Raw genomic sequence first — 24,949 nt, 5'->3', positions numbered from 1 at the left:
GTCCTTTAACCTGATGCGGCGCTTCAAGGCCCTTCGATTGAAAGCTGAAGAATTGAGGTGCCGGGCGGAGCGCACCGGAGCACCGGGCCGTTTTTCCTGCGTGAGCTGCGGGAGATGGAGATTGGTCGAGCCGTTTGTACGGGGGGATTGGGAAATCCAGCGGTGCGGCGCCTATGCTTCGAAACGGGAGAGGGCCGATGCCACGCTGAAAATGCTCCAATTAGCATTTTCCAATGGGCAGCAGCCCGGTAGCCGCAATGCCTCACTGCGAACCATCTGAAGTATAGGAAGTTGCCGCTGCTTCGGATTGCAATGTTTTAATAGCCCCATCCCAAACCGACGTTTTCTTCAGGAAAATCGTCATTCTTAGGGGCTCTGCGCGGGGAAAAAGACAAATCGCTCATGCGAATTGCTCCGTTATATCAGCTCCTTGCATATGCCTTTATAGACTTATTCATCCCTCCCCCATATGCCCGCGCCCCAGTACAGGGGGCATGAATATGGGGGCAATAATCCTTCGATTTCAGTCGATTTTCCACGGGCGCGTTTCAATAAAAACGCAATTGCGCGCCGGGTAGGTCGTTTAATCTTCTACACTAAATCGGGTCGATAATGCACGCTTGGGCTTCGCTATTCAGCGTTTCCAGGCGCCGTTTCGTATTGCCGTCTGTTCGATGGCCAAGGTTCATGGAGTATTGGAATGAGTAGTAATTCACGCGTGGCGCTCGCGGCGAGCGTCTCGGCGCTGGCGATTGTGCTTTCGGCACCCGCCTTTGCGGTGGCTCCGGGAACGCCCGGCGTTAGCCAGTCGGTCACGGGGGCCGATGTTCAATCAACGCTGGTCATCAGCAATGTCGGCGATGATACGGTCTTCGGCGAGGACCTCTCCGGCTCCGGCAACGTATCCGCAAACGTCACCACCGTCGCGAACGGCTCCATCAGCCAGGTCGGCACTGCGACCGGGACGGCCGCGCCTTTCGGCAATGCCCAGATCACGCTTACCAACAGCGGGTCGGCCCAGACTGCCGCCAAAGCTGTCGCCGTTTCTTCGGAAAGCGCAACTGCTGCAGGGGCGCAGGCCTACATCGCGACCGGCATCGATCAACAGGCAACCGGCAACTCCGCAGCCTCGGCAAGCCTGACGAATTCCGGCACGCTTGGCATTGGTGCGCAGGCTTCCGCTACAGCCACCGACACTGCCGATGCCTACGCCCACATCGACCGCGGCTTCAACCAGCAGGTTTCGGGGCAGGATGCAGCGGCGGCTGTCACCAACTCAGGAACTTTTCAGATCGGTTCGGTTGCCACGGCCGTTTCGACGTCGAGCGATGTCTACGCCAATGCGAACATCGATCGCGGAAGCTATCAGGTGGCCAACGGCGAGAGCGCGACGGTCGGGCTCGAAAACAGCGGAACGTTCGACATCCGCTCGGTCGCGACCGCTGAGGCGAGTGGATATGCTGAGGCAAATGCCCATGCTTACAGCAACGTAAGCCAGGTCGCAGACGGCGGCTCGCTTGGGTCAGTGACGCTTGCCAATTCGGCGAGCGGCATACTCACCATCGGCGCGCAGGCGACTGCCAGCGGAAGTTCGGCCCGAGCAGAGGCAGGAATCGGTTCGGCTGTCTACCAGAATGCCTCCGCTGCGGATGCCGGCGGCTCGGCCAGCGTCGCAATCACCAATGACGGCAGCATCTCGATTGCCGCCAATGCCGCTGCTACCGCCGCCAGCAGTTCGGCGTATGCCAACGCTTATGCCGATGGTATCTACCAGTACGCAAGTGCAACGGATGCTGGTGGTTCGGCCAGTGCCGCGATCACCAATGCCGGCAGCATCTCGATTGCCGCCAATGCCGCTGCTACCGCCGCCAGCAGTTCGGCGTATGCCAACGCTTATGCCGATGGTATCTACCAGCAAGCCCGTGGCAATGGAGCCGACGCCTCTGTTTCGCTGGCCAACACCGGCACGCTGACAATTTCGGCTGTCGCTGATACGGCTGCTGAAGACGCCAGAACCAATGCCCGGATCGACAACGCGTTTCGACAGGACGCGTATGTCTATGGCGATGGCGATGCCACCGTCGACCTGACCAATGCAGGCGATCTGGGCATCTCGCTCTCCGCCGGCGCCGCGGGTACCTATCAAGCAATCGCCACTGCTGCGGCCAATACGCTGTTTTACCAGTCTGCCGAAGCCAACGGAGCCGGCAATGCCCAGGCAACCCTTATCAATTCCAGCAAGGGTTCGATCGCCGTTGATTTCACGGCGGACGCCAAGGCCGAGAGCGATAACGCGTTCGCCAATGCATATGGCGACACGGAACTTGGCCAGCGCGCCTACACCTACGGTGGCAACGCAGAGATTTCGCTCTCCAACCAGGGGGCGGTCGCTTTCTCGACGAATGCGACGGCGCTTAGCGGCACAGGTGAAGCAAACTCCAATTCAAATCTGTGGTCGCTAATCAACCAGAACGCCGATGTGTATGGTAGCGGCACGGCAAGCGTAGTGCTCGACAACAGCGGCTCGATCACTTCGAACGCCGCGGCCGTTGCCACCGGCAGCCAGGCCACCGCGCAGGCAGGCTTCAACGGCATCTATCAGAATGCCTATGCCGGCAGTTCGAGCAGTGCATCGAACGGCGATGCCGCCGTCGCGCTCACCAATGCATCGTCCGGCAGCATTTCGTTGAAGGCCGAAGCGACCGCGACCGGCACAAGCGATTATGCACAAGCCTCGTCGTACATCGGCGCGGGCGTGGCCCAATGGGCGGACGCAAACGAGGGCAATGCCAGCGCGCAATTGAGCAACGCCGGACTGCTCTCGTTCGAGGCTGCGGCCACTGCCGATGCCGCTGGAGGCGGAAGCAATACCAGCGCCACAGCTTACCTCGGTAGTGCTCTCTACCAAGAGGCCTACTCGAATGTCGGGGACGCCTCGGTTACCCTGAAGAATTCGGGAACGATTGCCTTCTCTGCGGACGCGAATCTCTTGACTGCAAGCGCAGGCGAGGGCGGAACGGCGCAAGTCTATGCGGGGCGCTCCTACGCGAGTTCCTCCGAAGCGGCGGTATCTCAGGACGCCAGAGGTGCGACCGCAAGCGCGAACTTGGCCAATACGGGAACGATCGACGTTTCCATGAACGGCGGATTCGTCGGCGTCGGCGCAGCATCGGTCCAGGCAATCGGCATCGCCCTGTCCCAGGACGTCCATAGCTATGACGGCAATGCCTCGGCAACGCTGACCAATGCGGCAGGCAAGACGATCCACGTCGCCTCCTCCGCTTCGGGCGAAGGCAATGATGTCGGCGTCAATGCATTTGTCGGCGGCGTCAGCCAGAGGGCAGAAGCCAATGGAACGGACGCGGTAGCTTCGCTCCAGTTCACCAACGCGGGCACTCTCGACGTGGGAGCCAATGCGAACGCGGCAGGAGAGGACAACGGCGTCGCCACTGCCCTCGCTTACGGCGTTGTCCAAGGGTTCGACTACAACAACGGTGCGGCCGGCTTCGCCAATAGCGGTACGATCAAGGTCGCGACCATTGCGGCTGCATCCAACAACGCCATCGCCCAAGCCTATGGCTATTCGGCCTACGGCAACGGCACAGACAACGCCTTTGACGCGAACTTCTCGAACAACGGGACCTTCAACGTCAGCGTCTCCGCTCAGGGATCGGACACCGGTTTTGCGAACGCCGTCGGTGCCTCTATCTCTGCGTCGGAAATCACCGGGAACATCACCAACTCCGGCAAGTTCACCGTTGCCGCACAGGCATCGGCGGAAGGCAGCAGCACTGCCAGCGCCGTCGGCATTTCGATGCAGTCGGGAGCCAACACTGCCAAGGTCACCAACTCCGGAACCATCAACGTTTCGGCAATCACCAATGGCGGTCTGGCGTCAGCCGCTGCGATCCAGGTGACCGGAGGCGCAAGCATGGCCCTGGCGTCGGTGGCCTCAGCCAGCGCTTCGACAGTTCCAGCCTCGGTCGCGAGCGAGCCTCTCATAATCAACAACAACGGCGGCGTGATCGTCGCGCGCCAGAGCGTTGATGGTGGGACGACGTTCACGCATGGGCTGGCAATCGACACCACCCAGGCGGCCAATCCGGTTGAGATCAACCTGACCGGCAAGGGCTCGATCTACGGCAACATCGCTCTTTCGGCAGACGACGTGATCAATGTCTCTGGTGGCGAGACGGCGTTCGACGGTGTGGTCAATCCAAGTGGTGCTCTGGAAGGCCAGCTCAACATCGCGAACGGTGGCGCGCTCTATCTGGTGAACAACCCGAGCGCGAACCCGTCGTATGATGGACCGGCAAAGGTCTACGTCGACAGCCTGAACATTGCTGCCGGCGGCAAGCTTGCAATCCAACTGCCTGAACTCGCTTCGGGCGCGACGTCCGGGGTCGGCATCGTGGCGCAAACCGCGAACATCGCCGGTGCCGTACTGGAAGTACGTCCCACCACCGCGAACGGTCTCTACGCCAACACCGTAAGCTTCAACGACGTGATCGATGCGAACGTGCTGACCGGCAAGTTCGGTTCGGTTGTCGTGGCAGGTGGTTCGCCGCTGCTCAAGATCGCCGCAAGCTATGATGGCGGCGACAACGTCGACTTGACGCTCACCCGTGTCGCATTCGGCGCGGTTGCGGGGCTGACCACCAACGAAGCCGCGGTCGGTAACGGGATCGAAAACGTCTACAATCCCACTTCGACCGGCGCCTTCGCCACCCTGCTCGGCAATCTGTTCACCCTGGACGCCGCCGATTACTCGGCAGCGCTCGAACAGCTTTCGGGTTCACAGTACGCCACGTATCTACAATCGCTCACGGGTGTTGGCAGCCGCTTCAACAGCCTACTTTCCCAAGCTGGTGATTGTGCCGCAACTGCCGAGGACCGCAAGACTTGCCGCGCCGAAGGCACGGGCCGGATCTGGGGCCAGACGAACTACGGCCGCGTCTCCATGGACGGTGACGTCAACGCCCGTGGTTACAATGCCGATGACTGGTACATGGCACTCGGCGCGGACTTCAACGCCGGCGCCAATACCGTACTCGGCGTGGGTGCTGCGTACGTAAAGCATGACCTGAATGTCGACCGGGTCGACAATCGTTTCGGCGGCCGTGTCGATAGCCACGGCTTCCAGGTCGGCGCTTACGGTGCTTACGATCCCGGCCAGTTCTACGTGAAGGGTGCAGTCAGCTACACCGATCTCACGGCAGACGCGCGTCGTTTGATCGTGATCGGCACGATGTCGGGTATGATAAAGAGCAAGCCGGATGCGAACATCTGGGCTCTCAGCGGTGAAGCGGGATACCGTTTCGAACTGGGCAAGGTCTCGACTGTCGCACCTTATGCCTTGGTCGAATACACTGCCGCGAAGCTGAAGAGCTTCACGGAAACCGGCGTGGACGCGGCCAATCTCGACGTCTCCGGCAGCAACCACAATCGTGCTGCCACGGTTCTGGGAGCCAAGTGGGCGGGTTCGTTCGGCGGCATCGTTCCGCAGCTCGATCTCGGCTGGCGCCACCAGTTCGGCGGCCGCACCGCTGCGATCGACGCCGCGTTCGACATCGCACCCGGCAGCGACTTCACGGTTGTCTCGCCGCTCGACAAGCGGGATACCGCGATGGTCGGCGTGTCGGTCTCCGGCAAGCTGTCCAGCTCGGTTGACCTTCGTGTCGGCTACCAGGGCCGCTTCAGCGGCACGGCGCAGAGCAATGCTGGCGGCGTGGAAGTCAAGTTCAAGTTCTGATGTCTATCAATTCTTGATCTGAAGGTAAAAAAGGAGGGAGGCCGCGTGCCTCCCTCCGCTTTTTTATAAAATCATTCGTAAAAACATTTCGGCTGGAGTTTTTGGTAGGATGCGTGCGGTCAAGAGCCCGGAAGTCACTGAAGACCTGATGGCCAGAGTGCAGCACGGCAGTGCCTCGCTGAGCGAGGAGGGGGCCATCGAACTCGCTGGAGAATTCTATTCTCGCGGACGGTATCGGCAGGCGGTGAATGCTTGTCGGCAGATCATTGACCAGAAGCCGGTAGTGGCCGACGCGCACAATATCCTCGGCGTATCCCTGGCCGCCTTGGGGCAGGCCCGCGACGGAATCGCCAGCCTGCGGCAGGCCATTGCGCTTCGCCCGCTCGTGGCCAACTATCATGCGAACCTGGGCGAAATTTTGCGTACGTCCGGCGATCTGACGGGGGCACTGCCCGCATTGACCGAAGCCGTCCGGCTGGATCCGCGCAATGCCCAGGCGCTGAACAACCTGGGGATCGCACGGTACGAGCAGAAGGAGTTCGAGGCGGCGATCGCGTGTTACCGGGATGCGCTGCTGATCGATCCGAACTTCGCGGAGGCTTATAACAACCTCGGCAACGCCCTGCGCTTGACCGATCAGTGCGCGGAAGCGCGCGGGTCTTACGAGCGGGCATTGGCGCTTCGCGAAAACTATCCCGAAGTCTACAACAATCTCGGCACGCTCCTCCGGGAAGACGGCAAGAATGAACAGGCCGCGCATGCCCTGCGCAAGGCCATTCAGCAAAAGCCGGACTATCTCGATGCGCGACAGAATCTGGCCACCATACTTCATACCGATGGCGATGATCTGGAGGCTCTGCGCGAACTGTCGGAGATCCTGAAGATCTCCCCGCGCTCGGCAAAGGCGCTGCTTCTCGCGGCGCGCATCCAGACACAGCGCGGCAATCCGGCCGCAGCCGAACAGGCTTGCCGGATGGTGCTGGAGGATGATCCGGCAAGCAGCCCGGCTCACGCCGCGCTCGCGTCCGTCATGCACGATATCGACCGCTTCGATGAGGCGGTCGAGTGGGCCGCGAAGGCGGTCGAACTCGACCCCGAGGATGCCGAGGCACGCAACTTCCATGGCGTCGCTCTGAAATCGGTCGGGCGTCTGGACGAGGCGCGGAAGCAACTCCTCGAAGCGGTACGGCTCAATCCGGCGCTTTACGGCGCCTACGCGAATCTCAACGACCTCGTCGACTTTTCACGCGAACCCGAACTGTTCGCCGCACTCAGCGAGCAGATGGAAAAGGAAACCGATTCGTCGGGTGCGCATATCCTGCCGCTGCACTATGCCTATGCCAAAGCGCTCGACGACACGGGCGAGCCGGAACAGGCACTCGATCATTACATTCGCGGGGGACGCATCAAGCGCTCTGTCCTGAATTATGTCGAGACCGACACGGCGCAGTTTTTCGCCGATATCAAGGCGACCTTCAGCAAGGAATTCTTTCGCGAAACGACCTTCGCCGGCAACCCTTCGGAAAGGCCCATCTTCATCGTGGGTATGCCGCGCTCGGGCTCGACGCTGGTTGAGCAGATCCTGTCCGCCCACCCCGATGTCTTCGGCGCCGGAGAGGTCAAGCACCTCAACCGTGTGCTGCACGGATTGCGCGACCGGTTCCCGTCACTGTCGCATTATCCGCAGATCATGGGCGAATTGAGCGAGGCACACTTGGCAGGCATGGCATCCCGTTATCTGGAGATGGCGGGTGCCAATGTGGAAAACGCTCTGCGGATTTCCGACAAGCTGCTGACCAATTACTACTTTGTCGGCCTGATCCATGTGTTGTTCCCGAACGCCCGGTTCATCAACACGCGCCGTAATCCGGTGGATACGTGTCTTTCGGCTTTCACCAAGCTGTTCAAGGACGACATGCCGCACAGTTACGACCTTGCCGAACTGGGGCGCTATTACCGAATGTACGAAGACCTGATGGATCATTGGCAGGAGGTCTTGCCTGCCGGGGTGATGATGGCGGTTCAGTACGAGGATGTTGTTGCCCACACCGAGGAGACCGCGCGGGAGATCGTCTCCTTCCTTGGCCTGGAATGGGACGACGCCTGCCTGGCATTTCACGAATCGCGGCGGCCGGTGAAGACCGCCAGCGTGGCGCAAGTTCGCAAGCCGATCTACACCTCCGCGCTGGAGCGCTGGCGGCGGTATGGGCCGGGGCTTGCTCCGCTGATCGGCGCGATCGAGGGTGATCGGTAACGGACAGCGAGCGTACTCGCCGACTGGCCCGCGCAGGCGGACGCGCGGGCTGCCCCCTTCCACTCAGTCCATCGTCACCCGGATCGGCGGCAACACGTCCTTGCCCGCCGGGCCCACTTCATCGACCAGCCCTTCGGGATCGGGATGGATGATGATCTCCAGATCGGGGAACACGGCGTGGAGCCGATCCTCGATCGCATCCATGACCTTGTGCGCCTCCCGCACGGTCATCCGGGCATCGACCCAGACGTGGAACTGCACGAAATCCTTGTTCCCGGACGTGCGCGTGCGGAGGTCGTGAACCCCGGTGATGTCAGGATTCTGGGCGAGGACTTCGAGGAAACGCTGCTTCTTTTCGGCAGGCCACTCGTGGTCCATGAGCTGGTCCAGCACGGCCTGCGAGGCGCCCCATGCGCCCCAGCCCAGCCAGCCGGCGATGGCGAGCCCGAACAGCGCATCGGCGCCCGCGAACCCGAAATTATATTCCAGCACCAGCGCGGCGATCACGGCGATGTTGAGCATCAGGTCGGACTGGTAGTGGACGCTGTCGGTGTGGATGGCAATGCTGCCGGTGCGGCGGATCACATGGCGCTGCCAGCCCACCAGAATGAGCGTGATGACAACGGCGACGGCCGAGACCACGATCCCGGTTGCCGCGCCTTCCACTTTGCCGCCGGTGAACAGCCGTTCGGCCGCGCGGCTGGCGATACCGATCGCGGAAATCGAGATCAGCACGATCTGGAACAGAGCCGCGATCGCTTCGGCTTTGCCATGGCCGAAGCGGTGTTTGTCATCCGCCGGCTGCGCGGCAATCCAGACGCCCAGCAGGGTCGCGAGACTTGCCACGAGGTCGAGCGCGGTGTCGGCCAGACTGCCGAGCATCGCCATCGATCCGGTGGTCCAGGCAGCCCAGCCCTTGAGGCCCAGCAGAATCAAGGCCGCGCCAATGCTCGCCAAAGCGGCACTGCGGGTGAGGAAGGCGTTTTCGCTCATGGTCGGGCCGTCAGGGATAGAGCAGCGAACTGGTCCAGCCGCCCCCGGCCGATTCGTCGCGCACGAAGCGGCGGCGTTCGTGAAGGCGATAGGGCCGGTCCTGCCAGAATTCCATGGCGGCCGGAACCACGCGGTAACCGGTCCAATGCGCGGGCCGTTCGATCTCGCCGCCTTCGAAACGGGCCTTCACGTCCTCGTAGCGGTCCAGGAAAGTCTCGCGGCTGTCGAGCGGCGCGGACTGGTCCGAGGCAACCGCGCCGATCTGCGAATCGCGGGCGCGGGAGTGGAAATAGGCATCCGCCTCGGCGTCGGTGACGGGTGAGAGCACGCCCTCGATACGGATCTGGCGGCGCAGGCTCTTCCAGTGGAACAACAGCGCGACATGCGGATTATCCGCGATTTCGTGCCCCTTGCGGCTGTGCCCGTTGGTGTAGAACACGAAGCCGTCAGGACCGTAGTCTTTCAGCAGCACCATCCGCGCGGAAGGCACGCCGTCGGGAGTCGCGGTGGCGAGCGCCATGGCGTTCGAATCGTTGGGTTCGCTCTCGCGGGCCTCATCGTACCAGGCCTGGAACAGCGCGATGGGATCGCCGTGGGGAATGACCTCGCGCGCTTGTTCAGCTTCCATGTCGGGTTCCTGCGAATTGGGTGCCCAAGGGCACAGTTTACACGGTACCGGGACAGAAATCGCCCGGTTCGCCACATTCCCCGACTGCACCGCATCCGGATCGCCGCGACAAACCGGCAAATCCCGTTCGGGGGGAAGGACATGGCTGCGCCATACCGATGCGGGGGGAACTAGGAAAGCATCGCTTGCCGAGCGGCGCGCGCGATCCTAGCTAGGGGACTATGGCAGCAGACCCTTATTCCACCCTTGGCATATCGCGCACGGCCAGCGAGAAGGAGATCAAATCCGCCTATCGCAAGCTGGCGAAGGAACTCCATCCCGATACCAACAAGGACAATCCCAAGGCCGCCGACCGCTTCTCGGAAGTAACCTCGGCCTATGACCTGCTTTCCGACAAGGACAAGCGCGCCAAATTCGATCGCGGCGAAATCGATGCCGATGGCAATCCGATGGGGTTCGGCGGCTTCGGCGGTGGCGGCGGGGGCCATGGCGGTTTCGGATCGGGCTTCGGCGGTACCGGCCAGCGCGGCTTTTCGGGCGGCTTCGGCGGCAATGACGGGATCGACCTTGAAGACCTGTTCGGCGGGATCTTCGGCGGCACCGGCAACCAGCGCGGTGGTTTCGGCGGCATGGGCGGCGGGGCAGGCGGCCCTGGCGGACGTGCCCGCGCGGCGGCGCGTGGGGCCAACGTCTCCTACCGCCTCTCGGTACCGCTGCTCGACGCGGCTGAGCTGAAGCCCCAGCGCATCACGCTGTCCGACGGCAAGACGATCGACCTCAAGCTCCCCGCAGGTGTTGAGGACGGCACCCAGATGCGCCTCAATGGCAAGGGCGAGCCAGGTCCCGGCGGCGCGGGCGATGCGATCATCACGATCCAGATCCAGCCGCATGCCTTCTTCCGGGCTGACGGCGACGATCTCCGGCTCGACCTGCCGATCACGCTGGACGAGGCGCTGAGCGGTGCCAAGGTCAAGACGCCGACACCTTCCGGCGCGGTCATGCTCTCGGTGCCCGCAGGCGCCAGTTCGGGCAAGGTCATGCGCCTCAAGGGACGCGGCATGAGCCGCAAGGACGGCACGCGCGGTGACCTGCTGATAAGCCTGGAAATCTCGCTGCCCGAAAACGACACCGACCTGACCAAGCGCCTTGAAGGCTGGAAGGACGCGCGCGACGTGCGCGCAAAGCTGGGAATTTAAAGATTCTCCCCCGGCGGGGGAGGATCTTCAGTCCTCGATCGCGGGCGTCGTCCCGTCGATCCATCCGCCACCGATCACGCGATCTCCCGAGTAGATCACGGCCGCCTGCCCCGGCGCCACGCCATATTCGGGCTCGGCGAAGCGAATCGTGGTTGCCGCACCGTTACCGAACGGACCGTCGAGCGTGATCGGCACCGGCTTGGCCAGCGAACGCACTTTCGCCGTGAGCGGACCAGCGGGAAGCGGGCCGATTCGGTTCGTCTCGGTGATGCGCGCGGCCCCCACGCCCAGCAGGCGGCGCGGGCCGACCATCACCCGGCGACCTTCGGCCTCGATTCGGGTCACGTAGAGCGGTTCGGGCTGGCCGCCGATCTCGATCCCCCGGCGCTGGCCGACGGTATAGTGGATGATGCCGCGATGGGTGCCGAGTTCCTCGCCGGTTAGGGCATGGACGATCGGGCCCGTCGCATTGCCTTCAGGCCGCACTTTGGTGACGATCTTCGCATAGTCGCCATCGGGCACGAAGCAGATGTCCTGGCTGTCGGGCTTGGCCGCATTGCGCAGGCCAGCGGCTTCGGCAAGGCGGCGCGTCTCGCTCTTGGGCAGTCCGCCCAGCGGAAAGCGCAGGAAGTCGAGCTGGGCCTCGGTGGTACCGTAAAGGAAATAGCTCTGGTCGCGCGCGGGATCGGCGGCGCGGTGCAGTTCGGGACCGGCCGCTCCGACCACGCGGCGCACATAGTGGCCGGTGGCAAGGCAATCCGCGCCAAGATCGCGCGCCATTGTCAGCAAGTCGGTGAACTTGGGCCCCATGTTGCAACGGATGCAGGGAATCGGGGTGCGGCCCGCCATGTAGTCGTCCGCGAAGCGCTCGACGACTTCCTCTCGGAACTGGCTCTCGTGATCGAACACGTAGTGGGCGATGCCCAGCCGATCGGCGACAGCGCGGGCATCGCGGATGTCGTCGCCGGCGCAGCAGGCACCCTTGCGGCCGGTGGCGGCGCCATAGTCATAGAGCTGGAGCGTCACGCCAATGGTCTCGGCACCGGTAGCGGCGGCGAGCGCGGCGACGACGGAGCTGTCGACGCCGCCTGACATGGCAACGACAATTTTGCGCGCCGAAAGCGGCGCGGGGAGCTGGAACAGGTCGGCAGGATCGAGGCCGGCCACCAGTCCGGAAAGATCGGAGAGGGCGGTCATGGCCCGCCCCATACAGCGAGACGCGCGCGAATCCTACCTTTCTTGCATCATCGGCGAACGGGCGAGGGGCTCTGGCGGTATCGGCGGACGGTTAATCAAGGTGAAGGATGGGTAAACGCGGCCTTTACCGTCCTTTGACCAACCCTGTCGTAAAGACGCCATATGAACATCGCTTTTGAACATGAAACCGGCAAAGCGGGGCATGCGTCAGGTCGCGACGGCGAGGAGTTCATCCCGGAGATCGCACCGATCGACTGGTTTGCCTTGCGTTCCCGACTCTTCGCTGCCCATGATTTTCGCATGGCACTGGCAGAGGAACCGACACCTGTGCGGCAGCACCGCCGCGGCAGTTTTGCCGGCCCTGTCGCCAATGTGATTCACGCGTATGATGGGGGAGCACGAACCGTTAACCCAAATGATTTAACCATTCGCAAGTCAACGACAGTCAATTTCGCTTCCGTCGCCGGCGGACGCAACACCGGCGCACGAGGGTGATGATGATCGAGAACCAGAAGATTCGTCCCGCGCAAGTGATCGGGCCGCTCGGGGAACCGTTGACGCTCGACAGTCTGCCGCCGCCGAGCACCACACGCTGGGTCGTGCGTCGCAAGGCCGAGGTCGTGGCCGCCGTCAATGGCGGGCTGCTGACGATCGACGAGGTGTGCGAACGCTACAAGCTCACGCTTGAGGAATTCGCATCGTGGCAGCGCGCGGTTGACCGCTCGGGCATGCAGGGCCTGCGCGTTACCCGCATTCAACATTATCGCGATCTTTACGAGCGTCAGCAAAAGTACTGATCGCACTATCACAAAGGCCCGCAAGGGCCGGGCAAGCGGCGGTGGACCTCGGTTCGCCGCCGTTTTGCGTTTTTCTTCCGGGAATTCAGTAATTCCGGGTGCAATGGCCTGGCGAAAACGCCATCCTCGACGCTGGTCGATCTCGGTTAGCTACAGGCCGACAGTCGATTGCCACCGATCTGCCGCAGGTATATGGCGTTTCGTATGTTTTTTTCCGCCGAAACGGTGGCGTGTGGCCGTGTGTCCGCGTTGCATTCGGCGGCATGGTCCGGGCCACACCGATGGGTGGGGCCGGATCGTGGTGAGGGGGCCTATCGCAGGATTTGCGGTGATCATGAACTACGACAGCAGAATTGACGCCAAGGGGAACGAGCACGTGGCCATTTCCGGCAGCCCGCTGGAGGGTGACGTTGATCAGGAGCGCCGGTCGCACAAGTGGATATGGATGATCGTCGCTGCCGCCGTGGCCGTGGTGGGCATCTGGTTTTTCGTCCACAGCAGCGGCCAGGGTGACAAGTCCAAGGACTCCGATGTCCAGACCCCGGCGGTAACGGTCGTGGTGCCGGGCCGTACTTCGGTGCAGGGTACGATTTCCGCCACTGGCACGCTGGCGGCGCGCCGCGACATGCCGGTCGGTTCGGTGGGTGAGGGCGGGCAGGTCCGCTCCGTTCTGGTCGAACCGGGCGCCTGGGTGTCGCAGGGGCAGGTTCTCGCCGTGGTCGACCGTTCGGTGCAGAACCAGCAGCAGGCCAGCCAGTCCGCGCAGATCTCGGTTTCGCAGGCCGACGCCCGTCTGGCGCAGGCCAATCTGGACCGCGCGCTCAAGCTGGTGGACCGTGGCTTCATCTCCGCTGCCGATATCGACCGGCTGACCGCAACGCGCGATGCCGCCATGGCGCAAGTCAAAGTGGCGCGCGCGCAGCTCGGCCAGCTTCAGGCACAGGCTGCCCGACTGAACATTCTTGCCCCGGCGGCGGGCCTCGTGCTCGAACGCAATGTCGAACAGGGGCAGGTCGTCGGCGGCGGCAGCGCCGTGCTGTTCCGACTGGCCAAGGATGGCGAGATGGAACTGCTCGCCCAGCTCAGCGAGGACGATCTTGCCCGCATCGGCGTCGGTTCCGAAGCCCGCGTGACTCCCGTTGGCTCGAACCAGACGTTCATCGGCCATGTCTGGCAGATTTCGCCGGTAATCGACCCGACCAATCGTCAGGGCGTCGCGCGCATCCTGCTCGCCTACAATCCGGCCCTGCGTCCGGGCGGCTTTGCCAGCACCACGATCGGCAGCGGCACGGTTGATGCGCCGGTCCTGCCCGAATCCGCGATCCAGAACGACGACAAGGGCCCGTTCGTCTACGTCGTCGACAGCAAGAACAAAGTTCACCGCCGCGCGGTGCAGACCGGTCTCGTCACCGCGCAGGGCATCGTCGTGAAGTCGGGCCTGCAAGGCAACGAGAAGATCGTGCTGCGCGCCGGCGGGTTCCTCAATGATGGCGACACCGTCAAGCCGCGGCTTGTCACTGTCGCCAAACCCGATTGATCGGACGCCCGCGATGAGCCTTCGCAACATCTCGGCATGGTCGATCCGCAATCCGATCATACCGATCGTCTTCTTCATCGGCGTGATGGTCGCCGGCGTCGTCGCGTTCATGCGCATGGACGTCAACAACATGCCGGATATCGAGTTTCCGGGGGTCCATGTCTCAGTCTCGCAGCCGGGCGCGGCGCCAACGGAAATCGAGACGCAGATTACCCAGAAGATCGAGGCCGCCGCACGTTCGGTGCCCGGCGTCGAGGAAATCCAGTCGACCGCCTCGGAAGGCAATTCCTCCACGTTCGTGCTGTTCTCGATCGGTACCAATCCGGATGTTGCCACCAATCAGGTGAAGAATGCGGTCGACCAGATCCGCAGCGATCTGCCCGAAGGTATTCTCGAACCGCAAGTCATCAAGGTTGAAGCGGGTGGCGATTCGCTCGGCTATTTCGCGGTCAGCGCCGATGACATGACGATCGAGCAGCTGAGCTGGTTCGTCGACGACACCATTTCCAAGCAGCTCCTCGCAATCGACGGCATGGCCTCGGTCGAGCGCAACGGCGGTGTCGACCGCGAAATCCGCGTGGTCGTCGATCCCGAACGGATGATCGCGATGGGCGTGAGCGCCAGTGCGGTCAACAACGTGCTGCGCCAGGTCAATACCGACGCGGCGGGCGGTCAGGCCGAAATCGCCGGCTCGCGCCAGTCTGTGCGCGTGCTCGGCAATGCCGAGACGGCCTACGACCTCTCGCAGACGCGCATCAATCTGGGCGGCGGACGGCAGGTCAAGCTGTCCGACATCGCCCATGTCTATGACGGTTATTCGGAACGCACCCGCATCGCCAAGCTCCATGGCCGCGAGGTCGTGACTTTCGGATTCCAGCGCGCGCTCGGCGCTTCGGACGTCGCGGTCTACGATTCAGCGATGACGGTGCTGGACAAGATCCGCAAGGAAAACCCCAACGTCCACATCACCCGCCTGTTCTCCGACGTGGACTACACCAAGGGACAGTACACCAGCTCGATGGAAGCGCTGGTGGAAGGCGCCGTGCTGGCCATCGTCATCGTCTATCTGTTCCTGCGCGACTGGCGCGCGACGCTGATCTCCGCGATCGCGATCCCGCTTTCGGCGATCCCGACCTTCTGGTTCATGGAAATGCTCGGCTTCACGCTGAACTTCCTCTCGCTGCTGGCGCTGAGCCTTGTGGCGGGCGTGCTGGTCGATGACGCCATCGTCGAGATCGAGAATATCGTGCGCCATATGCGCATGGGCAAATCGGCCTATCAGGCCTCGATCGATGCGGCGGACGAGATCGGTCTGGCGGTTGTCGCCACCACGTTCTCGATCGTCGCGGTGTTCCTGCCCGTCGGCATGATGCCGGGCATTTCGGGCCAGTTCTTCAAGGCATTCGGCCTGACCGTCGTCGCCGCAGTGCTGATGAGCCTTGCCGTGGCGCGTCTCATCACGCCGATGGTCGCGGCCTACTTCCTCAAGGCTCACGGCCACGCGGAACACGGCGGCGGCAAGGTGATGGACCTTTACATGAAGGTGCTCGCCTGGACGCTCGACAGCACGGAGGCGCACCGTCTGAAGGCCTTGCTTGTCAAAGCCGAGAGCCGCTGGTGGTACTATCCCTTGGTCGCCGTCGCGCTTCTGGTGCTGGCAGCGGCGGGAATTGGCCTGGCTGTACTGATCTTCATGGGCGCCAAAATGGGGTTCGAGAAGATCGGGCTCGATAAAGCCGCGCTCGTGCTGGCCGCAGCCGTAGCGCCGCTCGGCGTTCCTGTCGGCATCTTCGTGCTCGGCTGGATCCTGCGCATCCTGGCGCGGACCGTCGGCAATTTCGGCACCTGGTATCGCTACTTCACCGACCGCATCATCGCACGCATGCACGATCACCGTTTCTTCGCGTTCTGCGCGGGGATGTACGCGCTGGTCGTGACGTTTGCTCTGCTGGCGGGCCTGCCGTCCCAGTTCCAGCCGAACACCAACAACGACACGAGCCAGGTCAACATCGAAATGGTGCCCGGCACCACCATCGAACAGACCGGTGCCGTGGCGGATCAGGTGACGGCGCTGATCGAGAAGCAGCCCGAAGTCGAACGCGTGCTGGAAGCCACGCGTGAGGGCAAGGCCTCGCTCTATCTGGCGCTCAAACCCGCCAAGGAACGCGACACCACCAGTATCGCGTTCGAACGGCGGCTCGCTCCGCAGCTTCAGGACATACCCGATGCCCGCGTGACGTTCGCCACCCAGTCCGGCGGCACCGGCAGCGGCCGCGACATCTCGGTCATGCTCTCGGGCAGCGATTCGGAAGTGCTCAGGAAGACCGCGCAGACGCTGGCTGACCAGATGCGCAAGATTCCCGGCGTCGTCGCCCCCCGCATCGCGGCGGATATGCAGCGTCCGGAACTGGTGATCGTGCCACGTGTCGATCTGGCCGCGCAGCTCGGCGTCACCACCGCCGCGCTCAGCCAGACGATCCGCATCGCCACGCTGGGCGAGATCGACCAGAACGCCGCCAAGTTCTCGCTGAGCGACCGTCAAGTACCGATCCGCGTGATCCTTGCGCGCACTTCGCGCCGGGACTTCTCGACGATCGAGAACCTGCCGGTCACCACCGCCAGCGGCGGCTCGGTTCCGCTGAAACGCGTGGCCGAAATCCGCTTCGGCGCCGGCCCCACGCAGATCCAGCGCTACAACCAGTCGCGCCGCATCTTCGTCGGCGCCGACCTTGGCGCGGGCCAGGTCAAGGGCCCGATCATGGAGCAGATCCAGAAGCTGCCGATCATGAAAAACCTGCCGACGGGCGTTTCGAACGCACCGGTGGGCGATGACAAGTGGCAAGCGGAGATGGTGCAGAGCTTCGTCGTTGCGGTGATCAGCGGTATCTTCCTGGTCTTCGCAGTGCTGGTGCTGCTCTATCGCCGCTTCGTTTCACCGCTGGTCAACATGGCTTCGCTGCTCCTCGCGCCGCTCGGCGGCCTGCTGGCGCTGGTGGTGGTGGGACAGCCGGTCTCGATGCCCGTCTACATCGGCATCCTGATGCTGCTCGGCATCGTTGCCAAGAACTCGATCCTGCTGATCGACTTCGCGATCGAGGAGATGGAGAAGGGCGTCGACAAGCTTACCGCGATCATGGACGCCGGGCACAAGCGCGCCCAGCCGATCGTCATGACCACGGTCGCGATGACGGCGGGCATGGTGCCGACCGCGCTCTCGCTCTCGGGCGACGCGGCCTGGCGCGCGCCCATGGGTATCACCGTGATCGGCGGCCTGCTGCTTTCGACGATGCTGACGCTGGTGATCGTACCGGCCGCCTTCAGCCTTGCTGACGGCTTCGAAAAGCGCCTCGGTCCGTGGTTGCGGCGCAAGTTGCTGACAATTGAATCGCACCATCTTCATGAACACGGCGGCCACGCGCCTGGTCATGGGCATCAGGCCGGGCCTGAGCCGGTACCCCAGCCGGTCGCCGCAGAATGATGCCGTGCCAATCTCTTGGGAGGAACCTTGCCGCTGCCCATGCGTAGCATCAAAGTGGCAAGGGAAGACCTGCTAAGGCCCGACAGGGCAAGACGTATGCGGATGTTCGCGACGGGGCTGCTGCTGTTCATGGCGGCAGCCTTCATCGTGTTGAAGCGGCTATCGGCGCTCCATCCCGAATGGGGCGTCCCGCTCGGCTACGCGATATCCTTCACCGAAGCGGCGATGGTCGGCGGCCTCGCCGACTGGTTCGCGGTGACCGCGCTGTTCCGCCATCCGCTCGGCCTGCCAATTCCTCACACCGCGATCATCCCGGTGAACAAGGACCGCATTGCCGATACGATGGCGAATTTTCTGCGCGACAACTTCCTCACGCCGCAAGTCGTCGCGCGCCGCCTCAACGGCTTCAACATTGCCGCCAGCCTCGGCTCCTTCCTCAGCGATCCCCGCCGCGATGAGCAGTCCCGCATCCGCGCCGGCGCCGCGCAACTGATCGGCGATGTTCTGGAATCGCTCGATCCCGAAGAAATGGGCGGCATGGTCAAGGCCGGCCTCCGCCGCCAGATCGAGAAGATCGACGCCGCCCCACTGCTCGGCCAGATGCTGGAAAGCGCGATTGCCGAAGGGCGCCATCTGCCGGTGATGGAAAGCCTGCTGCGCAAGATCGGCGAGGCCATCGAAGCCAACGAACCGATGATCCGCGAGATGATTCACCAGCGCGCCAACTCCATCATGCGCTGGACCGGCCTTGATGAGCGACTGGCCAACGGCGTACTGGACGGCGCCTACCGCCTGCTCGCCGAAGTGATCGTCCAGCCCGACCATCCACTACGCGCCAAAGTCGACGAGGCTCTGGCCAAGCTCGCGCAGGACCTGCGGCACAATCCCGAAATGCAGGCACGAGTAGAGCGGATCAAGACCGACCTGCTGGAGAATCCGGCCATGGCGGCGTGGATCGACGGCATGTGGGAGCGCGCTCGCGCCGGTCTGCTGAAGGCCATTCGCAACCCCGACAAGGCGCTCTCGGGCGCGCTGGGAGAGAGTCTTTCCCAGCTGGGTCAGGCGCTTGGCGACGATCGCAAGTTGCAATACATGGTCAATCGCTTTGCGCGCCGCACACTGGTCGGGGTCGCGTCACGCTATGGGAGTGAGATCGTGCGGCTGGTATCGGAAACCGTGAAACGCTGGGATGCCAGGACTGTGACCGATCGCATCGAAGGCGCGGTGGGGCGCGACGTCCAGTTCATTCGCATCAACGGTACGCTGGTCGGCGGCCTGTTCGGTCTCTGCATCCACGTGGTGGACCAACTGCTGTGAGTGCCGGGGAAGAAAATCGTCCGTTCCTCAAGACCAAACGCTTCGAGCTGTGGAAGCCCGCGGCTGGCGATCTGGATGGCCTCTGCCGCCTGATCGCGGACGAGGACATGCGCCGATTCCTCGGCCCCGCCAGCCCCGATCCGATGGAGCAGTTCAACCGCCTCGGCCGGAATGCCGGAAGCTGGGCGCTCTATGGCTACGGCAGTCTCTACGTGCGCCGCCCGGGCGAGGCAGACCTGCTGGCCAACTGCGGCGTGTTCCATAGCTGGCGCGGCTTCGGCAAGGGCATGGACGATACGCCCGAGGCCGGCTGGATCGTGCGCAAGGATTGCTGGGGGGAGGGCCTGGCGCAAGAAGTGATGCACACGGTGATTGCGTGGTTCGATAAGACCCATGGCCCGAAGCGCATTGCCTGCATGATCGAGGAAGGCAACATCGCGTCGGAACGCGTTGCGGCAAGACTGGGCTTCATGCGCTACGGCCGCCACGAGCCCGAAGATGAGCGCGGCGCCGCCGTCAACCTTTTCGAGCGGATAAGCTCAAATACGACGACCTAAGGGAACCCCCTCTCTTGTTTTATCGTCAATGGCTCGGCCACGGCAGCACGCTTGATACGACGAAATAAGAGCGAACCGGATTGCCGTCCTTATCAAGGGCGGGGTGAAAATGCGCGTTCTTCAACAATTGCGTGCAGGTACTAGTCGCAAGATCGGGAACTTCATCGGCATCGAGAGGCTCGCACTTGATCGGTTCACCCGCTTCGTCGATATCCACGCGCACTTTCAGCTTTGTCTGATTGCTGACGTTCCTTGCCGTCTCCGGGTAGCGGATCCAGTCCCTTGGATTCCCGTTAATTCTGGGTTTCTGGCTCAGCGCGTGTTGTACCGCAGGATCATAGCCCCATTTCCGGACCAGATCGTCGGTGCATTTGGTCAGGGCTTCTAAAACCGTGTCCATCCGGCCGACTTCGGCTTCCAGCGTTTGCTGGTCCCATTGGAACGTCACTAATGTGGATGTTTGCGTGCTCGCGCCATTGGAGAGGCGATCCTGGTCGCCTAGCTTCGCGTAGCGGATCAACACGCCCGGGATGGCTTTGCCGCCGCCAGAGGGGACGTGGATGAGCAGCCATCCGCTTTGGGCGGGACTTGGCTGGTCGCTCCCAACCCGAAATTGGAAGTTGCTGCCGTAGGAAATGCTGCCAAATGGATTTCCTATCAACGTCAGCGTCCCCAAAGTGTCAGGAGAGACCACTTCGAAGCGGAAGCCGATGATCTCGGTGCCCCTGCTGAAAGTTCGCGCAAGGACACAGCTTTTCGCGGCGTAATCAATCGCCCACCCGCTTGTAGGTGTGAAAATCTGTGGTTCAGCGGCACTCGCTGGCGATGCATTCATTGCCATTGCGGTCGCAATTTCCACCACTATCCGCATTTTTTTGCGCATTGCCATGCCTTGGCCCCCCGGTCCCCAGTCGCTCGGATGAGTGACCTGAAACCGCGCATCAAACAAGTGCCGGAGCAAGTCCCATCGAGATGATCATAAACGAAAACCCCGGCCGTTTCCGACCGGGGTTCCGTCATTTCAATTCTTTAACGCCGTTCAGAGCTTGCCGGTCAGTTCCGGCACGGCGCTGAACAGATCCGCCACGAGGCCGACGTCGGCGACCTGGAAGATCGGGGCGTCCTCGTCCTTGTTGATGGCGATGATGGTCTTGGAGTCCTTCATGCCCGCAAGGTGCTGGATCGCGCCCGAGATGCCGACGGCGATGTAGACTTCGGGAGCCACGATCTTGCCGGTCTGGCCGACCTGGTAGTCGTTCGGCACATAGCCCGCGTCCACCGCAGCGCGCGAAGCGCCGACGGCAGCGCCGAGCTTGTCGGCGAGCGGCATGATGTACTGTTCGAACGTCTCCGAGTCCTTCAGCGCGCGGCCGCCCGAGACGATCACCTTGGCGCTGGTCAGTTCCGGACGTTCCGACTTTGCGAGTTCGGCACCCACGAAGCTGGAAAGGCCGGCGTCACCGGCACCTGCGACGTCTTCGATGGCAGCCGAACCGCCCTCGGCAGCGGCCTTCTCGAAGGCGGTGCCGCGCACGGTGATCACCAGCTTGGCATCGCTCGATTCGACGGTGGCGATGGCGTTGCCGGCGTAGATCGGGCGCGTGAAGGTCTTCTCGCCCTCGACCGAGAGGATGTCCGACAGCTGCATCACGTCGAGCAGCGCGGCAACGCGCGGGGCGACGTTCTTGCCGGTGGTGGTGGCGGGCGCCAGGAACGCGTCGTGGTGGCCCATCAGTTCCACGATCAGCGGCGCGACGTTTTCGGCCAGCGCATGTTCGTAGGCGGCGTTATCGGCCACGTGGACCTTGGCGACGCCGGCGATCTTCGCGGCAGCCTCGGCAGCGGCACGGCAGCCGGAACCGGCAACCAGCAGGTGAACTTCACCCAGCTTGGCGGCAGCGGTGACGGTGTGGAGCGTTGCGTCCTTGACCGACGCGTTGTCGTGTTCGACCCAAACGAGCGTCTTCATTAGGCGACTCCCAGTTCCTTGAGCTTGGCTACCAGCGCATCGACGTCGGCGACCTTGACGCCTGCGACACGCACTGGCGGCTCCGAGACCTTGAGGGTCTTGAGGCGCGGAGCGATGTCGACGCCGTAATCGGCGGCGGTCTTCACATCGAGCTGCTTCTTCTTCGCCTTCATGATGTTCGGCAGCGAAGCGTAGCGCGGCTCGTTGAGGCGCAGGTCGGTGGTGACGATCGCAGGCAGCGAAAGCTTAACGGTCTCCAGACCGCCATCGACTTCGCGCGTCACGGCAACGTGGTCACCGTCGATCTCGACCTTGCTGGCAAACGTGCCCTGCGGGCGGCCCAGCAGCGCGGCGAGCATCTGGCCGGTCTGGTTCGAATCGTCGTCGATCGCCTGCTTGCCGAGGATCACGAGGCCCGGATTCTCTTCGGCAACGATCGCCTTGAGGATCTTGGCGACGGCCAGCGGCTCAACCTCTGCGTCGGTCTCGATGAGGATCGCACGGTCTGCACCCATGGCGAGTGCGGTGCGCAGCGTATCCTGCGCCTTGGCCGGGCCGACCGAGACGGCAACGATCTCTTCAGCCTTGCCCGCTTCCTTGATGCGGATAGCTTCTTCGACCGCGATCTCGTCGAACGGATTCATGCTCATCTTGACGTTGGCCAGGTCAACGCCCGTGCCGTCCGCCTTTACGCGCGGCTTCACGTTGTAATCGATCACCCGCTTAACGGGGACGAGGATCTTCATGCGATCGGGTCCTCTCTCTTAGACTGCGGCGACGGTTTAGCCGCGCGATTAAATTCGTTCAAGCTCCCCATTGCCGCCACTTAACGTATACGTCAAGCGGCTCCCGCGCCGAGTGGGGGCACGATCGGGATCGATCGCTCCATAACGCAATTCTGCGGGATTGCGCATCGCCACGGCAGAAACTTCGGGCAGAAATGAGGACAGAACAGTGAAACGGCCGGACGAAAACCGCCGGGGCAGAAACGGAAACGGCGAGGGCTTGTGACCCTCGCCGTATTCCTTGTTCGATCCGGGGCTATCGCCTCAGCGTGATCAGGCCGCGTTCTCGACTTCGGCCACGATCTTCTTGGCGGCGTCGCCCAGGTCGTTGGCGGGGACGATCGGCAGGCCCGAATTGGCCAGGATGTCCTTGCCCTGCTGGACGTTGGTGCCTTCGAGGCGAACGACGAGCGGAACCGAGAGGTTCACTTCCTTCGCCGCGGCAACGATGCCCTCGGCGATGACGTCGCACTTCATGATGCCGCCGAAGATGTTGACGAGGATGCCCTTAACGGCCGGGTCCGAGAGGATGATCTTGAACGCCGCGGTCACCTTCTCCTTGTTGGCGCCGCCGCCTACGTCGAGGAAGTTGGCCGGGAACTTGCCGTTGAGCTTGATGATGTCCATCGTCGCCATGGCGAGGCCGGCACCGTTGACCATGCAGCCGATGTCGCCATCGAGCTTGATGTAGGCCAGGTCGTACTTCGAAGCTTCGACTTCCGCCGGATCTTCTTCGGTCTCGTCGCGCAGGGCCTGCACGTCGGGGTGACGATACAGCGCGTTCGAGTCGAAGCTCATCTTGGTGTCGAGGACGAGCAGCTGACCGTCCTTGGTTTCGACGAGCGGGTTGATTTCGAGCATGTCGCAGTCGAGCGCCACGAAGGCCTCATAGAGCTGCTTCGAGATCTTCTGCGCCTGCTTGTTGAGGTCGCCCGAAAGGTTCAGAGCGAAAGCAACGGCACGGCCGTGGTGCGGCTGGAAGCCGGCAGCGGTGTCGATGGTGACGGTGGTGATCTTCTCGGGGGTGTTGTGGGCAACATCCTCGATGTCCATGCCACCTTCGGTCGACACGATCATGGCGACGCGGCTGGAAGCGCGGTCGACGACCATCGAGAGGTAGTATTCGGCGGCGATGTCGACGCCATCGGTCACGTAGAGGCGGTTCACCTGCTTGCCGGCTTCACCGGTCTGCACGGTGACGAGCGTGTTGCCGAGCATTTCCTTGGCGAACGCTTCGACTTCCTCAACCGACTTGGCGAGACGCACGCCGCCCTTGGCGTCGGCAGCGAGTTCCTTGAACTTGCCCTTGCCGCGCCCACCGGCGTGGATCTGGGCCTTCACGACATAGAGCGGTCCGGGGAGCTGCTTTGCGGCGGCAACCGCTTCCTCGACAGTGAGGGCGGGGATGCCGGCGGGAATGCCGACGCCGTACTTCGCAAGCAGTTCCTTCGCCTGGTATTCGTGAATGTTCATCGCTGAAATCGCTTTCTGCTGGAGTGTCCGAGGAAAGGATGTGGTCCAAAAGCGCGGAGGGAGGCCCCGAACTTGATCCCGGCCGCATAAGCACATCCCTGCGCGCTTGAAAAGTCCCGTTCCCTCGCGCAATGGCGTGCACAAGACGCGCACCGGCGTGCGGGTCGCCCGCCGTTCCCGACCAGACAACGCCCCAAGGCCCCGCGCATGATCGACCGCGACAGACTCGAAGCTATCGTCCGCGAGGCAGGACGTATCGCGCTGGCCGGATGGCCCGGAGACGGCCATGCTCTTGAACATTGGGAAAAAGTTCCGGGCAGCCCGGTCTGCACGCTGGACCTCGAAGTCGACGCTTTCCTCCGCCGCGAACTTTCCGCGCTGCTGCCTTCGGCCGGCTGGCTCTCCGAGGAAACCGCCGACTCGCACCATCGCAAGGCCCACGAATTGGTCTGGCTGGTCGATCCCATCGACGGGACGCGCGATTTTATCGCCGGGCGGCCCGGCTGGGCGATTTCCGTCGCGCTCGTCAATACCCGCCGTCCGCTGCTGGGCTATCTCTTCGCGCCCGCCCGCAAGCGGGAAGAGGGCGGCGAATTCTGGCATGCCGAGGCAGGCAAGGGATCATGGCGCAATGGCCGGCGCCTTCAGGCCAGCCACCGCGAGGCGCTGCCGGGCGCGCGCGTTCCGGCCAAGAAGCTCGCTGCCGAGGATGCCGATCTGGTGCTGGTCGACCAGCCCAACTCGATCGCGCTGCGCATGGCCATGGTTGCCGCCAATGACGCCGACATTCTCGCCACCCTGCGCTGGGGCTACGAATGGGACATCGCCGCTGCGGGTTTGATCGCGCGCGAGGCGGGCGCGGAAGTGACCGACGCTTTCGGCAAGCCGCTCAATTACAACAAGCACGATCCGCGCGCTTTCGGCGTGCTCTGCACATCGAGCGCGATTCATGCGGCGGCGGTCGACCGGCTGGCGGAACGCGCCGCGCGGTTTTCGGTAGTGCCGAGGGACTGAGC

17 protein-coding genes are annotated in these 24,949 nt (G+C 63.1%); 10 read left to right on the top strand and 7 right to left on the bottom strand.

Features of this window, described 5'->3' with window-relative positions:
- Nucleotides 1-700 precede the first annotated feature (700 nt).
- Together EDF56_RS12170 and EDF56_RS12165 are read left to right on the top strand one after the other, a co-directional pair.
- A complete protein-coding gene (locus tag EDF56_RS12170) occupies nucleotides 701-5,752 on the top strand; it encodes an autotransporter outer membrane beta-barrel domain-containing protein (protein WP_132387740.1) in 5,052 nt (1,683 codons plus the stop codon).
- 109 nt (nucleotides 5,753-5,861) lie between these two features.
- Nucleotides 5,862-8,006 carry a tetratricopeptide repeat-containing sulfotransferase family protein gene (locus EDF56_RS12165; RefSeq protein WP_132387738.1) on the top strand — a complete coding sequence of 715 codons (2,145 nt, stop codon included), beginning with the start codon at nucleotides 5,862-5,864 and terminating at the stop codon, nucleotides 8,004-8,006.
- 63 nt (nucleotides 8,007-8,069) lie between these two features.
- Here the strand turns inward: EDF56_RS12165 and EDF56_RS12160 are convergent, their stop codons facing one another.
- Nucleotides 8,070-8,999: a cation diffusion facilitator family transporter gene (locus tag EDF56_RS12160; protein ID WP_132387736.1), complete on the bottom strand. Its 930-nt coding sequence runs from the start codon at nucleotides 8,997-8,999 to the stop codon at nucleotides 8,070-8,072.
- A gap of 10 nt (nucleotides 9,000-9,009) precedes the next feature.
- Complete coding sequence (pdxH, locus tag EDF56_RS12155) at nucleotides 9,010-9,627, bottom strand: pyridoxamine 5'-phosphate oxidase (RefSeq protein WP_132387734.1); 618 nt, start codon at nucleotides 9,625-9,627, stop codon at nucleotides 9,010-9,012.
- Between the two features lie 221 nt (nucleotides 9,628-9,848).
- Here pdxH and EDF56_RS12150 point away from each other — a divergent pair, with 221 nt between their 5' ends.
- On the top strand, nucleotides 9,849-10,823 hold the full coding sequence (locus EDF56_RS12150; RefSeq protein WP_132387732.1) for a DnaJ C-terminal domain-containing protein: 975 nt from the start codon (nucleotides 9,849-9,851) through the stop codon (nucleotides 10,821-10,823).
- Nucleotides 10,824-10,850: 27 nt separating this feature from the next.
- Here EDF56_RS12150 and mnmA read toward each other — a convergent pair whose 3' ends face one another.
- Nucleotides 10,851-12,020, bottom strand: coding sequence for a tRNA 2-thiouridine(34) synthase MnmA (gene mnmA, locus EDF56_RS12145; RefSeq protein WP_132387730.1), 1,170 nt, complete (start codon nucleotides 12,018-12,020; stop codon nucleotides 10,851-10,853).
- Between the two features lie 162 nt (nucleotides 12,021-12,182).
- Here mnmA and EDF56_RS12140 point away from each other — a divergent pair, with 162 nt between their 5' ends.
- The 6 genes from EDF56_RS12140 (at nucleotide 12,183) to EDF56_RS12115 (ending at nucleotide 19,706) form a co-directional block, all read left to right on the top strand.
- Nucleotides 12,183-12,515 carry a hypothetical protein gene (locus EDF56_RS12140; RefSeq protein WP_132387728.1) on the top strand — a complete coding sequence of 111 codons (333 nt, stop codon included), beginning with the start codon at nucleotides 12,183-12,185 and terminating at the stop codon, nucleotides 12,513-12,515.
- A 2-nt stretch (nucleotides 12,516-12,517) separates the two neighbouring features.
- Nucleotides 12,518-12,817 carry a DUF1153 domain-containing protein gene (locus EDF56_RS12135; RefSeq protein ID WP_132387726.1) on the top strand — a complete coding sequence of 100 codons (300 nt, stop codon included), beginning with the start codon at nucleotides 12,518-12,520 and terminating at the stop codon, nucleotides 12,815-12,817.
- 334 nt (nucleotides 12,818-13,151) lie between these two features.
- Nucleotides 13,152-14,354, top strand: a complete 1,203-nt coding sequence (locus EDF56_RS12130; RefSeq protein WP_132387724.1) for an efflux RND transporter periplasmic adaptor subunit — start codon at nucleotides 13,152-13,154, stop codon at nucleotides 14,352-14,354.
- Nucleotides 14,355-14,367: 13 nt separating this feature from the next.
- Nucleotides 14,368-17,832: an efflux RND transporter permease subunit gene (locus tag EDF56_RS12125; protein ID WP_132387722.1), complete on the top strand. Its 3,465-nt coding sequence runs from the start codon at nucleotides 14,368-14,370 to the stop codon at nucleotides 17,830-17,832.
- 96 nt (nucleotides 17,833-17,928) lie between these two features.
- On the top strand, nucleotides 17,929-19,149 hold the full coding sequence (locus EDF56_RS12120; RefSeq protein WP_132388545.1) for a DUF445 domain-containing protein: 1,221 nt from the start codon (nucleotides 17,929-17,931) through the stop codon (nucleotides 19,147-19,149).
- Complete coding sequence (locus EDF56_RS12115; RefSeq protein WP_132387720.1) at nucleotides 19,146-19,706, top strand: GNAT family N-acetyltransferase; 561 nt, start codon at nucleotides 19,146-19,148, stop codon at nucleotides 19,704-19,706. The genes EDF56_RS12120 and EDF56_RS12115 overlap by 4 nt, the downstream gene beginning before the upstream one ends.
- 25 nt (nucleotides 19,707-19,731) lie before the next feature.
- Here EDF56_RS12115 and EDF56_RS12110 read toward each other — a convergent pair whose 3' ends face one another.
- The 4 genes from EDF56_RS12110 to sucC all read right to left on the bottom strand — a co-directional run bounded on the left by EDF56_RS12110 (nucleotide 19,732) and on the right by sucC (nucleotide 23,933).
- Entirely contained in the window at nucleotides 19,732-20,595 is an 864-nt protein-coding gene (locus tag EDF56_RS12110; RefSeq protein ID WP_132387718.1) for an energy transducer TonB, read from the bottom strand.
- 150 nt (nucleotides 20,596-20,745) lie between these two features.
- On the bottom strand, nucleotides 20,746-21,675 hold the full coding sequence (locus EDF56_RS12105) for an electron transfer flavoprotein subunit alpha/FixB family protein (protein ID WP_132387716.1): 930 nt from the start codon (nucleotides 21,673-21,675) through the stop codon (nucleotides 20,746-20,748).
- Complete coding sequence (locus EDF56_RS12100; RefSeq protein WP_132387714.1) at nucleotides 21,675-22,421, bottom strand: electron transfer flavoprotein subunit beta/FixA family protein; 747 nt, start codon at nucleotides 22,419-22,421, stop codon at nucleotides 21,675-21,677. Before EDF56_RS12100 ends, EDF56_RS12105 begins: the two co-directional genes overlap by 1 nt.
- A 312-nt stretch (nucleotides 22,422-22,733) precedes the next feature.
- On the bottom strand, nucleotides 22,734-23,933 hold the full coding sequence (gene sucC / locus EDF56_RS12095; protein WP_132387712.1) for an ADP-forming succinate--CoA ligase subunit beta: 1,200 nt from the start codon (nucleotides 23,931-23,933) through the stop codon (nucleotides 22,734-22,736).
- A gap of 207 nt (nucleotides 23,934-24,140) precedes the next feature.
- Here sucC and EDF56_RS12090 point away from each other — a divergent pair, with 207 nt between their 5' ends.
- The gene (locus EDF56_RS12090) at nucleotides 24,141-24,947 is read left to right on the top strand and encodes a 3'(2'),5'-bisphosphate nucleotidase CysQ (RefSeq protein ID WP_132387710.1); all 807 of its coding nucleotides are present in this window, start codon (nucleotides 24,141-24,143) and stop codon (nucleotides 24,945-24,947) included.
- The last annotated feature ends 2 nt before the right edge of the window (nucleotides 24,948-24,949 follow it).

It is taken from the genome of Novosphingobium sp. PhB165 (assembly GCF_004341845.1).
Lineage (GTDB): Bacteria > Pseudomonadota > Alphaproteobacteria > Sphingomonadales > Sphingomonadaceae > Novosphingobium.
The sequence above is the reverse complement of the archived record's forward strand: the minus strand, read 5'-3'. Positions and strand labels throughout refer to the sequence as shown.